The sequence below is a fragment of the Enterococcus sp. HMSC061C05 genome (genome assembly GCF_001814765.1).
GTDB lineage: Bacteria > Bacillota > Bacilli > Lactobacillales > Enterococcaceae > Enterococcus_B > Enterococcus_B lactis.
Genome location: NZ_KV817750.1, coordinates 39,388 through 53,899, shown reverse-complemented (window position 1 = coordinate 53,899; position 14,512 = coordinate 39,388). Strand labels below are relative to the sequence as shown.

The following is a 14,512-nucleotide window of genomic DNA, read 5'->3' as shown; positions in this document are numbered from 1 at the left end:
AACAAAGGATACGGCTATTTTTGTGTTAAAAACACCCTTTATGTTAACGATCTAGTCTAGGTTATATCAAACAACGTGAGAGGGGCGCTAACGCTTCTCTAGCGATTTGAAATCGTTAGAGGAGTCGTTAGGGAGGTACTTATCATAAATAGGGGTATTTATTAATGAATATTTGAAATATAATTGTATATAAGAATTAAAAAGAGTGGGGATAGATATGAAAAAGATGGGTAAGTGTATTTTATGTGAAAAATACACTGAACTTACTAAAGAGCATGTACCACCTAAAAAATCAGGGAATACTGGAGGTAAAAAGACCAGAACTGGTAATTTAGATGATTTTCTTAAGGGCGATTTTACAAAAGGTGATTTTCCGAAGGGGATTAAAAGGAAACCTCAAGGAAATGTTTATTATACGTTATGTAGTAAATGTAATAGTTTTTTTGGTAGTGAGTATGTTGAGGAATATATTAAATTTGCAGAAGACAATAAAAATTTCCTTTATAACAATACAAGTTTAAAGAATGGTAAGTCTGATTTAACACATTCAATAAAGAAAATGAATTCACTTAGAGTTGCAAAAGCAATTGTAGCAATGTTTTTTAGTTTAAATGGGGATGAAGATTCAATGGATAAGCCATTCTTAGATTCGGTACGAGAATATCTTAGCAATCCTAAGAGTACTTTATTTCCTCATGAAGACTACAAAATTATAATGAATTATTATCTTCCAATAGGTGCTCCGCAGAATTCTAAAATTAAAATTCCTAATGACATTATAAATGATGATGACGCTCACAATGTAATAAAAGGTTTTATGCCCCTTGATCTATCAACTGGGAGAAAAATTCGATTTTCAGAAATTCAGTATGAAGGAATTGGTTTTACTCTTATAGATTTAAAAAATTCAACTTTTGAAATAAAAGAAGGATTAGATTTAAAAAATCTCCTTTGTGCAGATGATAAAATCAAAAAAATACAATTGTACAAAGTCCCTATATTAACACCAACAGTACTTACAATGTTGGAGATGGAAAATAATATTAATTATATTGACTCAGGTTCAGATTTGCTGATTAGGTGGCAGATAATAACTAATTTTCTTATGGAATTAAAAAAATACAGTAATACTCAGACGTATTTCTCTTGAAGTTATAAAGAATACAATAGATATAAATTTCCTTTAGATTATATTAAAATCAGCAATCGAAGGAAAATAAACGAAGAAAATGGTACGCAAAATCTAACTATTAGAGCAAAAATAGGAAGCTGCTTTGGAAGATAGTCCCGAATTGTTTCCGATGTTAAAAGACCGCTTAGACGAATTGACTGAAAAACGACGGCAGTTACACATTCAAGAGAATAAAATCTTAGGAATCTTTCAACAACAAGGAGAGCCGATTCAAGTCAAAGATGTCCAACAGATATTAACTAGTTTGGATCGCTTTCTTGCCCAGAGTGAGAAGAAGCAAGTCAAAGCCTTGTATCGTACTTTTATTGAGAAAATCACCTTTGATCTTAAAAAGAAGGAGATGTTGGAGATTACGATGAAATTCACGCCTGCCGTGGTACAACAATTGAATGAGCAATATCAAATAGCCGTATCCAAAACAAAGGATACGGCTATTTTTGTGTTAAAGACACCCTTTACGCTAACAATCTAGTCTAAGCTATATCAAGTAACGTGAGAGGGGATCTAACGCTTCTCTAGCGATTTCAAATCGCTAGAGGAGTTGTTAGGGACCTGCGTAATTTAAAAGGGCAATTACTACTAAAAAATAATAGTTTATAGGGAACTTACGTTCTTGATGGTTTGTGATTTGTAGTGTAAAATAGCCATGTATTGCTTTAAGAATGATTTTGTTAAGAAATGATATACAGCTTTCAATTTGAAAAACGAAATATGCTATAATAGAACAGTTAGATTCAATTAGAATATAGGAGAAAACATGCTTACTAAAACTGAAATAATAGATAAAATAGACACGATTGATTGGGATTTTGTACAATCTAGTACTAGTACAACCAAAAATTCAATTCATCCATATCCAGCAAAATTTATTGAAGAGATACCTAGAGCTGTTATTGATTTATTTCCTATGGATTCTTCTTTTGCGATTTTTGATCCTTTTGTTGGTAGTGGAACTACTTTAGTAACTGCACAAGATAATGGATACTATTCTTATGGAAGTGATCTGAACCCAATAGCCTGTTTGATAAGTCGTGTTAAGACTAATGCGTTAGAGTATTCTTTTCTAAATGATTTAAATGAAGTGATTTTAGATTCATTAGATGACCCCGCAAAAAATATAACTGCTAAAGTTCAAAATAAGGATCATTGGTTTGAAATGGAGGTCCAGATTGCATTACAATCGCTTATAAACAAGATATATTTAATTGATAATGTGTTGAATCGAGAAGCTTTACTTGCTGCTTTATCTAGTATTATAGTAAAAGTTTCTAATCAAGAAAGTGATACTAGGTATGCTGCTATCGAAAAAAATGTATCGCAAAAATTTGTATATGATAATTTTGAGAAAGCAGCAAAAAGAATCTTCAACTTTATGAATGTCGATGTTTTTAAACCTCAAACAAAATCCGAAGTTTTCAACATGAATTCTTTGGATATTTCTTCTAGTATGTTTACTAAAGAGATAGGCTTAGTTATAACAAGTCCGCCTTATCCTAATGCTTATGAATACTGGCTTTATCATAAATTTAGAATGTCATGGTTAGGATTCGATCCAAAAGAAGTCAAGGCTGAAGAAATCGGAGCTAGGGCACACTATTTCAAAAAAAATCATGAGACTATCAATGATTTTTTCAATCAAATGTATACTTTATTTAGCAAATTAAACTCGATAGTTATTGATGGTGGGCTAATTGTGTTTGTTATTGGAAGATCAAAAATTCATGGTATTGAGTATGACAATGGAGAGTTATTAGTTGAAGTTGCAGAAAAAGCTGGATTAGAATTTATATGTAATAAAAAAAGAATAATACAATCCTCTAGGAAAAGTTTCAATTTGAATCACGCAAATATAAAAGAGGAAACTATTATGTTTATGAGGGCGAAACGATGAGATATGAGTTTTTTTACGCGGATTACAATATGTTCCCTTACGAACGCAAGTTAGCTGTTGATGAGATCCAATCAATTTTCAACGATAGTAATAAATTAGATGCGACAAGCGAATCACTCATTTTGACTACAGAAGAGTTTATTGATGATAATATGTTAAAAAAGATGACCTATTTCAAGTCTATAAGAATTGACGGAAGAGAAATCACTCCTGTAATTACTTTATTAGAAAAATCATCAATTTCATCTAATAGACAGGCAACTAGGTATTCAGCACATGGGATTCATGAATACAAAGGGAAGTTTAATCCTCAGATTGTTCATGCATTATTGAATATCTTAGGTGCCAATGAAGAAAGCTTGATCCTTGATCCTTTTTGTGGTTCAGGAACAACCTTGTTAGAATCCTCTTTGATGGGATATAAATCAATAGGTTTTGATATTAATCCATTAGCTGTGTTTATTGCTAATGCGAAACAGGAATCTTTGGATGTGGATCCAGAGATTTTACTGGCTACATGGAATGATATAGCTTCAGAAACGACAAGATACTCTTTGAACGAAATAGAAAGTTTAGTAAATGATCAGGAGAGAACGGACTATTTACTTAAATGGTTTCCTGAAAAAACATTTATTGAAATAGAGAATTTGCGTATATCTTTGTTGAACAAAGAAGCTAAAATTAGAGATATCATTTTAGTTCTAATATCAAATAATCTTCGCGACTACAGTAATCAAGAGCCTGGAGATTTGAGAATTAGAAAAAGGAGATCGGACTTTCCAATAATAGAATTGGTTGCAAAAATTGATAAAGATATCAATTCTTTTTGTCAAAAAATGAGTAAAGCTAGGAGAGTCTCAAAAAATTTTAGAGGAATAGGAAAAGCAATATTAGGGAATAATTCTTCTAATAATTTTTCTGATAGTATTAAGGTAGACATAGCGATAACAAGTCCACCATATGCAACTGCTTTGCCATATATAGATACTCAAAGGTTAAGTTTGGTGTGGCTTGGACTTATTAGACCATACGAAATTATGCCTTTAGAAAGAACCCTTACTGGAACAAGAGAGTTGAGGAAATCTGAAATCAATAAGATAATTTCAGAGATGCGGGAAAATAACCGTAAGCTTCCACAGCATTTGAACTTTTATGTAAATATGCTACAAGATACATTAAGTGAAGAGGACGGGTTCAGACGACAGGCAGTTCCAGCATTACTATATAACTATTTTTCCGATATGGAGAGTATGTTAGCTAATATTTTAAACATATTAAAGCCAGGAGGGGCTTTTGCTCTCGTTGTTGGTACTAACTCTACAACCTTGGGCGGGCAAAAATTTGTAATAGACACGCCGGAATGGTTAGCTTATATTGCCGAGCAAATTGGATGGAAGATCGAGTCGCTCAACAAATTAGAGACGTATAAGAGATATGATATTCATTCTGCTAATAGTATTAATGAGGAAACGCTTTTAGTACTGAGAAAGGCATAACACTAAAAGGTGATCACATTTAATGATCACCTTTTAGTGTTAAAATAAATTTTCGAACTCTTCGTTAGAAATCATACCATATTTCTTTCCTTTATGACCGATAAAATTGATGCAATAAGGTTCAAGTTTGGTCCATTCTTTTGATTTTTGACTAAAAATTCTCAAATTATACTCAGTTTCTGATATCCTTTCGAGCGCAAAAAGATCTCCAGGCTTTGCAATATTTGTGTTTCTGAGAGGACCTACCCCTAATCGGAAATCTAAGTTGTTTTCTGCTTCAAAAGTGATCCGCATTTCTTTAGAAATATTTAAATCTAGAAAATTTATGGTTATCAATGCTGAGTATGTAGGTTTAAACCCTCGCTTGTTCCGTATTGTTAATGGTGGAAAAAAATCGAATAGTTGTTTTGATAGAAAGAAATACAAGGAACCAACTTTAACTTTACCTGTAATTCTTGTGGTATCATTAGAAACTAACGTTTGTAACAAAGTATTTTTATCAGTATCATCTAGAACTAGGTTAGTTTTTTGTTCGTCATATAAAAGGTCCCAGATCGGATTTTTATCACTGTTTGTAGCCTTGTGAAATTGCCAATTTTGGGAAAAAAATGCTTTAATTAAGTCTTCCCATTTGAACTGCATTGCTGTTAAAGTTTCACTATCTAAAAAAACGGAAGATTCTACATTTTGTGACATACCTGGACCAGTAAAATTGCCGCTACTTACTACCAGTCGGCTATCATCTTTCGTTGAATATCCATATAGTTTAGAGTGAACTAATCTTTTTCTATTGACAATATGAACTTCAACACCTCTAGTCAATAACTCATTTACCACTTGTTTAGAGGCTAGTCTCTGGCTTGTGCTCCCCCCGAAGATAGCGATCACTTTTCCGCCTTTTGTAATATGCTGTTCTAAAACGTCATAGAAGCGTACGCCACCGTTGAAATTTGCAAAACCTGAAACAATGTAAATAGTTCCTATGCCAGGTTGTACGTTATGAATCCAAGCCCTTTCAAGCATTTGAATTAGTCCAGTTACAGAATCCGTACTGTAGACATTTGGATGCATAGAAAAATAATTCATATAATCTCCCTCACATTTTTAAGCTATCCCAATTGTATAATAGTTTATACCTAGTTTATACTTTTTTATTATGAAAATCGAGGTTGAAAACATCGAAAGAATTAAAAAATTTGCAAATAAGGGTTCAGTGCTTTTTAACTAATCGTAGCGGAAAATTATTTACAAAAATATCAATTGTCAACGTTACGGGTCCCCGTATCACAAATGATGCGGTTTTTAGAAGATTTGAAGAATATCATTCACTCATGATACCCAGCTCCGTATCATAAGTGAGGGTGTTTTTAAATCAGCTGCTACTTATATATAAATGTCGTTGAAGTAAAAGATCGGTTCATGAATTACTAATGGCCCTAGCATTCACTATCGGGTAATTAGATTATTTTTCATGTTGTCTAGGGATTGAAAAATATAATTATCATTCGCTAAAAAGTTTAAAATATGAATGATATAATTGAAAAGGACATTTTAGCATATGAAAACCATCTAGAAATAGAGGACTTTTCTAAAATGATTGATGTTGATAGAATAAATCTTAATAATAAGATAGTAAAAGGCTACTCAGCAAGCTTGCAACCGGAAGTTGACTTGTATGTTTTAAACAAGCACAATACTATTATATTATTGTGAATTACCGTAATTGACGGTGAATTTAATTTGCCATCTCGTAATAAAAAATTAAATAATGAAATTATTCTATGAAGGAGTACTACTATCTTAAAAAAGATTTATACGAATAAAGAGCTATCTTTAAACTATACAAACGAATTGAGGATGAATTTTAGTGAACGAAACAAAACGCAACGAACAAACAACCCAATTTATTCAAAAGAAAGCCAACATGATATGGAATGTGGCGGATATATTAAGAGGATTATACAAACCCCACGAGTATGGGAAAGTCATCTTACCTATGACAGTCATCAAACGTCTTCACGATACCTTATTACCAACCCGTCATGCTGTTTTAGAAGCTGCTGAAAAATACAAAGAGATGAATGACACGATGCGAAGTCGTTTTTTGGAAAAAGCATCAGGCTTTGCTTTCTATAATACGAGTATGTTCACTTTTGATACCTTGATTGCAGATGCGAATAATATCGAGGAAAATTTCCGTGCTTATTTAAACGGTTTTTCCGACAATATGCAGGATATCTTATCAAATTTCAAGTTTGAGCAAGAAATTACGAATATGGCGGAGAATAACATGCTTTTTGCTGTGATCACTGAATTTAATAAGGCATCTTCTTATCTTGGACCAGATATGGTTACTAGCACAGATATGGGATATATTTTTGAAGAGCTAGTACGGAAATTTTCTGAAAGTTACAATGAAGAGGCAGGAGCTCACTTTACCAGTCGAGATATCATTTATTTAATGACAGACCTACTGCTTGCTGAAGATAGTGAGACACTTGTCGGGGAGAATGTTGTCAAAACGGTTTATGACCAAACCATGGGAACTTCACAAATGCTATCTGCGATGATCGAACGGATTCATGATTTTAATGAAAGTGTTGAAGTTCGGACATTTGGTCAGGAATTAAATCCGGAAACCTTTGCCATTGCGAAAGCTGATACGATGATTCGTGGTGGTGATCCAGAAAATATGACAAAAGGAAATACACTATCCAATGATCAATTTACTGATTATACCTTCGATTATTGTATTTCTAATCCGCCTTTTGGTATTGACTGGAAAAGTGCAAAAAAAGAAGTAGAAGCAGAACATAAACTAGGCGAAGCAGGGCGCTTTGGACCTGGTCTGCCTAAAATTAGTGATGGCCAGTTGCTGTTTCAATTAAATGGTGTAGCTAAACTGAAAGAAACCGGGCGGATGGCGATCATCCATAATGGTTCCGCACTATTTTCAGGAAATGCTGGTGGTGGAGAGAGTGCGATTCGACAATATGTCATTGAAAATGACTGGGTGGAAGCCATTGTCCAGTTACCAACTGATTTGTTTTATAATACTGGAATTTCCACCTATATTTGGATTTTGACAAAGAACAAGTCGGCTGAACGTCAAGGGAAAATCCAACTGATCGATGCTTCGAAAATGTTTGAAAAACGTCGTAAAAATATTGGGAATAAACGAGTGGATATTACTGAAGAATGCCGTGAGATGATTGTTAAAGCCTATGGTGAGTTCCAAAGCCGTGAATATCACTTGGATAATAAAACAGTTGAATCAAAAATCTTTGATAATGCAGATTTTGGTTTTACCAAAGTGACTGTGGAGAGACCTTTGCGTGATGAAAACGGCGAAATTATTCTGAAAAAAGGCAAACCAACACCGGATGCTAGCCTACGAGATACAGAAGATATTCCTTTGAAAGAAAATATTCAGGAATATTTTGAACGAGAAGTACTGCCATTTAATCCAGATGCCTGGATGGATCGCAAGAAGGATAAAGTAGGTTTTGAAATCCCATTTACTCGTCTGTTTTACAAATACACTGCACCAGAGCCTTCAGAGGTTATTGCGGAGCGCATCAAACAACTAGAAGAATCAATCGTAGCTAACTTTGAAGCACTCTCTGGAAAGGATGTGAGCAACGTTGACTAGGAAACTGAAAAATTCCGGTGTGGAATGGATTGGGGAAATTCCGGAAAGTTGGGAGTTGGCTAAGATTGGTCAACATTTCAAACAACGGAATGAAAAAGTTTCTGATTTGGATTTTAAACCTTTATCTGTAACTAAAAACGGCATTGTTCCACAACTTGATAATGCTGCTAAATCTTCAAACCATAATGACCGTAAACTCGTTAAAAAAGGAGATTTTGTGATAAATTCAAGATCTGATAGGAAACAATCTTCCGGAATTGCATATGAGAACGGTTCCGTTTCACTAATAAATTTGGTAATAAAATCTAGAACGGTAGATACTAACTTTACAAATTACTTACTTAAAAATGCTGGTTTTGCTGAAGAATTCTATCGATGGGGTAACGGAATAGTTGCAGATTTATGGTCGACAAAATGGGATAGTATGAAAAGAATCCCAATTCCATTACCTGAACTAGCTGAACAGAAAAAAATTGCTAATGTAATTCGGGATAAAGTCAAAATTATTGATACCATCATTTCCGAAACCCAGCAATCCATCGATGAGTTAAAAAAATACAAACAGGCCTTGATTACTGAGACAGTGACCAAAGGATTGGATAAGAACGTTGAAATGAAGGATAGTGGGATTGAATGGATAAAAAAAGTTCCAAAATCATGGGAAATTAAGAAAACGAGATTTTTCCTGAAAGAGGTCTCAGAAAAAAACTACCCCAATGAAGAAATATTATCGCTTTATAGGGATTATGGTGTAATTCCAAAGAATAGTAGAGATGATAATCATAATGTTACATCACTAGATACTTCTGGTTATAAGCTCGTGAATCATAATCAATTGGTTATTAACAAGATGAAGGCTTGGCAAGGCTCAATGGCAATTTCAGAAATAAGAGGAATCATCTCACCTGCATACTACGTTTATGAAGTATTGGACAAGCAAATATATACTAAATTTCTTCATTATGCATTGCGTAATAATGCTTACTTAGATGAATACAGAAGGATATCTGCTGGATTAAGAATTGGTCAATGGGATCTTAACAAAGATTTGTTTAAAAATGTAAAAATTGCTTTTCCATCTACGATGGATGAACAAAGACAAATTGTAGACTTTCTTGAAGAAAAAGTAAAATGGATTGATAATATTGTCATAGAGAAAGAACACCTATTAATTCAATTTGAACAACTAAAGCAATCACTAATCTACGAATACGTAACCGGTAAAAAAGAAGCCTAGGAGGTGATTCATTTGGTAGAGAACAAAGAAATTCGTTTTGAGCAGGATATTGAGACTTCACTCACTACGTATGGCAAATGGCAGAAGGAAACATTCAGCGAATCAAACTTTGATCCTACGATTGGTTTGGATTGTCAAAAATTGCTAGGCTTTGTCCAGAAGACTCAACCAAAACAGTGGGCACGTCACCAACGAAACTATAACAATGATGGAGAAGTCAAGTTCCTTCAACGCTTTAATCAAGAGGTAGAAACCCACGGCATGTTACATGTATTGCGCAATGGGATCAAAGACCGCGGTGTGCGCTTTAAAGTAGCTTACTTCAAACCTGCTTCAGAGCTGAATGATGAAACGATGGAAAAGTATGAAGCAAATAGTTTTACCTGTACTCGCCAGTTTGCTTACAGTCCTAATAACCATAAAACCATTGATATGGTTTTGTCGTTAAATGGTATTCCGCTCGTTGCTTTAGAATTGAAAAACCAGTACACTGGTCAAACAGTAGAAAATGCCAAACTCCAGTTTCAAAAAGATCGTGATCCAAAAGAATTGGTATTTCGTTTTAATCGCCGCTTCTTAGTCTATTTTGCGGTGGACCATACAGATGTTTATATGACGACAAAGTTGGACGGTAAAAAAACGTACTTCTTGCCATTCAATCAAGGTTCCAATGGGCCGGGAAGAGTTGGTGGAGCAGGCAATCCGTCCAATAAAGATAGCTACCCAACTGCCTACTTGTGGGAAAAGGTGCTTACTAGAGACAATTTGATGGATATTATCCAACGTTTTATGAATCTAGAGATTAAAAAAGAAAAGCAAGGCGACAGAGAAGTCACAAAGAAAACGTTGATTTTTCCTCGTTATCATCAGTTAGATGTGGTTCGAAAATTGGTTGCAGATGTAAAAAGCCATGGTAGTGGAGAAAATTATTTGATCCAGCATAGTGCTGGTTCTGGAAAATCTAATAGTATTGCATGGCTGGCATACCATTTATCCTCTATTCATGATCAACTGAACTACCCAATTTTTTCATCAATTATTATTGTGACTGATCGAACAGTGTTGGATCGCCAGTTGCAAAATACTATCATGAACTTTGATCATCAGACAGGTTTGGTAGAAACGATTGACGATCGTAAATCCTCTCAAGATTTAAAAGAAGCCATTAATGATGGGCGTAAGATCATTATTACCACTTTGCAAAAGTTCCCAGTGATCTATCAAGAAGTAGATCATGTCGAAGGGCGTAATTTTGCTGTGATTGTGGATGAGGCACATTCTTCACAGACTGGGAATAGTGCCCAGAAGCTAAAAGCCGCTCTTTCGGACAAATCTAAATCCTTGGAAGAGTATTATGAACTGGAAGGCGAAGTTGACGATGAATTACCAGATGCTGAAGATGAACTAGTTCAACAATTGGCAGCACAAGGTAAACATCAAAATTTAAGTTTCTTTGCTTTTACCGCTACACCGAAAGAAAAGACATTGGAAATGTTTGGTACGAAACAACCAGATGGGCATTTCGAACCCTTTCATGTTTACTCGATGCGCCAGGCGATTGAGGAAGGCTTTATCTTAGATGTGCTGAAGAACTATATGACCTATAGTACTTCCTACAAAATTGCCCGTGAAATTGAAGATAACCCAGAATTACCAAAGAGTGAAGCAACCCGAGCGATTGTTCGTTTCCAATCATTGCATCCTTGGGCAGTTGCTCAAAAGACGGCTGTGATGGTGGAGCAATTCCGAGCGGTTACTTGTACAGCTATTGGTGGGCAGGCAAAAGCAATGGTCGTTACCGCATCACGCTTACACGCTGTTCGCTATATGAAAGAATTTAAAAAATATATAGCGAACAAAGGTTATAATGACTTGGATGTGTTGGTTGCTTTTTCTGGTTCGGTAGTAGATGGAGAGACTGAATATACAGAAACGAAGATGAATGTCACAAAATCTGGTGAGAATGTTCGGGAGAATCAATTAAAGGAAGCTTTCCATACAGATAATTTTAATATCTTGATTGTTGCTGAAAAATATCAAACGGGTTTTGATGAACCGTTGCTGCATACCATGTTTGTCGATAAGAAGTTAAAGGGTGTTAAAGCTGTTCAGACTTTATCACGACTCAATCGAACAATGCCTGGGAAGAAGGATACCTTTATTCTTGATTTTGTAAATGATGTTGAAGATATTGAAGCTGCTTTCCAACCCTTTTATGAACAAACAAATTTGAGAGAAGAAATCAATGTTAACTTGATTTATGATACTCAAAGCAAGCTACGAAAATTTAATGTTTACAATCAAGGTGATATTGAACGTGTCATGAAATTGGTGAAACAAGCCCAAAAGCAACAGAATGAGCGCTTGCTTGGACGAATTTCTAGCATGTTTAAGCCGATTATGGATCGCTATGAGGAAATGAACAAGGATAATCAGTACCAGTTTCGGGTGACTCTACGTAACTTTGGCAAGTGGTATGATTATATTTCACAACTTGATCGGTTATTCGATATGGAATTATTGGAGGAGCGGATTTTTACTGGATACTTGCTGAAGTTTCTACCTAAAGAAACACGAGAGAATATTGATATTTCTGATAAAGTAAAGTTGGAATATTATAAGTTACGTCAGGATTTTTCCGGTGAAATTCATCTAGTGAATAAAGAAGGCGAGCTAGTAAATCCAAAGACAATTGATGCAGGAATCAAACCGCCGGATGAACGAGACTCACTAGAAGAAATCATTCATAAAATCAATGAACGATTTCCTAATGATTTTGATGAAGGAGATCGAGTATTAGTAGAGATTTTGTATCGGTCATTTGCAGATAACCCAGATTTGAAGGTTGTCAGCATGGCTAAGAATAACGATGCTCAGATGTTTGAAAAATCGCTGTTCCCTGATGTATTTAAAGATAAGGTGATGGAGCAGTATGAGAAGAACAATGCAGCTTTTGAGAAAATGTTTGGGCATGATGATAAGTACTTTGATCTAGTATATACATTAGTTGCTAGAGATTTATACAAGTTATTACGGACGAAATAACTTGTATAAATAAGGATTAAGCAATACAATTTCTCTCAAAAATAAAGGAGAAGTTGTATTGTTTGCTTTTAAGAAAGCACTGAAAAATTTGTTACATACTAAATTGTCTGAACTCTGTCATATCAGCTATGTTAGAATAAAGGAAATAGATTTATTTTTATAAACAGTGTTGTCTCGGAGGTTTAAAATATGTCAACCACAATTGAAGTGAACAAACAAAGCGTGAAGCAGTTTCTTGAAACTGGGAAGATCAAAAAATTTGTTATTCCAGAATATCAACGTCCCTATGCTTGGACTGACGAGCAAATCCAAGTACTGTTTGATGATTTAGCGGAGTACACAGCAAACAATAACGAGAGTACTTACTTTTTGGGAAGCATTGTGGCTTATGAAAATGATCATAACGAGCAAGAAATCATTGATGGACAGCAAAGGATAACTACGCTATTTTTATTTTTGAGAGCTATCTATGCTAAATTAGAAAATAGTTGTGAAAAGGAAGCTTTATTCTTGAAAAGCCAAATTGAACCTGCGTTATGGGAACAAGATGACTTAACAGGTGAGGTTAAACCAGATAAAATTCTGATTATGTCTCGAGTAATGGGGGACGAGGGGAATGAAGAATTTGCTAGTATTTTAGTAAGTGGCAAAGCAGATGTTAAATCAAAAAGTAACTATTCAAAGAACTATAGTTTAATTCAACATCTATTAAATGAGTATGCAACAAACGAACCACTATCATTTTATCGTTTTATCAGTAATATATTGAATAAGGCGATTTTATTGCCGATTACAGCAGATACTCAGGATACGGCGTTGACTATTTTTTCAACATTAAATGATCGAGGACTTGCGCTATCAGATGCAGATATCTTCAAAGCAAAAATCTATAATCATTTGGATGTTCAAGGGAAAAATGATTTCATAGAAAAGTGGCAGCAATTGGATGAAGAAGCCACTAATGCTAATGAAAGTATTCAAAAACTTTTTTATTACTATATGTTTTATTTGAGGGCACTTGAGAATGATCGTAATACTACAACGCCAGGTGTAAGAAAATATTATTCAAAGAATAATTTTGAACGATTATATTCTGATGATGTACTGACTAACCTCAATACGATACTTAATCTGTGGATTGTGATAAACAATAGAAATTCACTTGATGGTGAACCATGGTCCGAGAATAAAGAGATTAAGCAGGTGCTTGATTGTTTAACTTCATACCCTAATGAATTTTGGAAATATCCAGTCGTGACTTATTATTTGAGTTATCATAAAAGTGATGAATTTGAGACTGATTTTTTAGCATTCCTCCGTCGCTTGTTGGCAACATTATCTGCACGCTATATTGTGACTCCGACAATAAACGCAGTAAAAAGAGGAATCTTAAACTTGAATGCAGAAATTGTCAAATCGTCTAGACCTAAATTTGATTTTACTCCGACTGATGAAAAAGACTTGAAAGAAAAAATAAAGGATGCTCATCGTAATACAGTACGCATGATATTGAAGATGATTTCTTATCAACATCAGGAAGAACTACTACCTGAAAAGTGGGAAATCGAGCATATTTTCCCTCAAAAATGGCAACCGACATATTTCCCGACAACATCAGATAAAGAAGTAAGGAATCTTGTAGAACATATAGGAAATAAAATACCATTTGAGAAAAAGCTGAATATTACTGCAAGTAATGGTTATTTTACAAAGAAAAAAGAGAGTTATGGTAAATCAAAAGTAGGCATATTACGTGAATTATCAGACGCACATGATGATTGGGGACTAGATGAAATTCGTGAACGTGATATACGGATTGCCGATGAATTATTTGATTTATTAAGTCAATGGGGATTGTATCAAAAGGATCCTGCAGAAGGGAAAAATCTAATTCCAATTCCAGAAGAAAAGTTCAATGACTATCAAAAATTTATCAAGATGTTTAATAAAGAGGACTCTTGTGAAACAAGACAAATGTTTTTAAATATGATCTAGGTGG

Annotated in this window: 8 protein-coding genes and 1 pseudogene; 8 read left to right on the top strand and 1 reads right to left on the bottom strand. The window is 34.4% G+C overall.

The window, feature by feature from the left end; genetic code table 11:
• The first annotated feature begins 217 nt into the window (after positions 1–217).
• The 4 genes and pseudogenes from HMPREF2988_RS09655 to HMPREF2988_RS09640 all read left to right on the top strand — a co-directional run bounded on the left by HMPREF2988_RS09655 (position 218) and on the right by HMPREF2988_RS09640 (position 4,579).
• Positions 218–1,150, top strand: coding sequence for a hypothetical protein (locus HMPREF2988_RS09655; RefSeq protein ID WP_070770545.1), 933 nt, complete (start codon positions 218–220; stop codon positions 1,148–1,150).
• A gap of 115 nt (positions 1,151–1,265) precedes the next feature.
• Positions 1,266–1,664: pseudogene (locus HMPREF2988_RS09650) on the top strand (recombinase family protein); the annotation flags it as partial.
• 285 nt (positions 1,665–1,949) lie between these two features.
• Positions 1,950–3,083, top strand: a complete 1,134-nt coding sequence (locus HMPREF2988_RS09645) for a DNA methyltransferase (RefSeq protein ID WP_070770544.1) — start codon at positions 1,950–1,952, stop codon at positions 3,081–3,083.
• On the top strand, positions 3,080–4,579 hold the full coding sequence (locus HMPREF2988_RS09640; protein ID WP_070770543.1) for a TRM11 family SAM-dependent methyltransferase: 1,500 nt from the start codon (positions 3,080–3,082) through the stop codon (positions 4,577–4,579). The genes HMPREF2988_RS09645 and HMPREF2988_RS09640 overlap by 4 nt, the downstream gene beginning before the upstream one ends.
• A 39-nt stretch (positions 4,580–4,618) precedes the next feature.
• Here HMPREF2988_RS09640 and HMPREF2988_RS09635 read toward each other — a convergent pair whose 3' ends face one another.
• Positions 4,619–5,665, bottom strand: coding sequence for a phospholipase D-like domain-containing protein (locus HMPREF2988_RS09635; protein ID WP_070770542.1), 1,047 nt, complete (start codon positions 5,663–5,665; stop codon positions 4,619–4,621).
• A gap of 781 nt (positions 5,666–6,446) precedes the next feature.
• Here HMPREF2988_RS09635 and HMPREF2988_RS09625 point away from each other — a divergent pair.
• The 4 genes from HMPREF2988_RS09625 (at position 6,447) to HMPREF2988_RS09610 (ending at position 14,508) form a co-directional block, all read left to right on the top strand.
• Positions 6,447–8,231 carry a type I restriction-modification system subunit M gene (locus tag HMPREF2988_RS09625; protein ID WP_070770540.1) on the top strand — a complete coding sequence of 595 codons (1,785 nt, stop codon included), beginning with the start codon at positions 6,447–6,449 and terminating at the stop codon, positions 8,229–8,231.
• A complete protein-coding gene (locus tag HMPREF2988_RS09620; RefSeq protein ID WP_083314638.1) occupies positions 8,224–9,468 on the top strand; it encodes a restriction endonuclease subunit S in 1,245 nt (414 codons plus the stop codon). Before HMPREF2988_RS09625 ends, HMPREF2988_RS09620 begins: the two co-directional genes overlap by 8 nt.
• A 12-nt stretch (positions 9,469–9,480) precedes the next feature.
• Entirely contained in the window at positions 9,481–12,513 is a 3,033-nt protein-coding gene (locus HMPREF2988_RS09615; RefSeq protein WP_070770539.1) for a type I restriction endonuclease subunit R, read from the top strand.
• Positions 12,514–12,702: 189 nt separating this feature from the next.
• Positions 12,703–14,508, top strand: a complete 1,806-nt coding sequence (locus HMPREF2988_RS09610; RefSeq protein WP_041118760.1) for a DUF262 domain-containing protein — start codon at positions 12,703–12,705, stop codon at positions 14,506–14,508.
• The last annotated feature ends 4 nt before the right edge of the window (positions 14,509–14,512 follow it).

Coding starts and splice junctions, on each gene's coding strand:
- HMPREF2988_RS09635 (WP_070770542.1), bottom strand. CDS start 5,665: ATGAATTATTTTTCTATGCATCCAAATGTCTACAGTACGGATTCTGTA.
- HMPREF2988_RS09655 (WP_070770545.1), top strand. CDS start 218: ATGAAAAAGATGGGTAAGTGTATTTTATGTGAAAAATACACTGAACTT.
- HMPREF2988_RS09645 (WP_070770544.1), top strand. CDS start 1,950: ATGCTTACTAAAACTGAAATAATAGATAAAATAGACACGATTGATTGG.
- HMPREF2988_RS09640 (WP_070770543.1), top strand. CDS start 3,080: ATGAGATATGAGTTTTTTTACGCGGATTACAATATGTTCCCTTACGAA.
- HMPREF2988_RS09610 (WP_041118760.1), top strand. CDS start 12,703: ATGTCAACCACAATTGAAGTGAACAAACAAAGCGTGAAGCAGTTTCTT.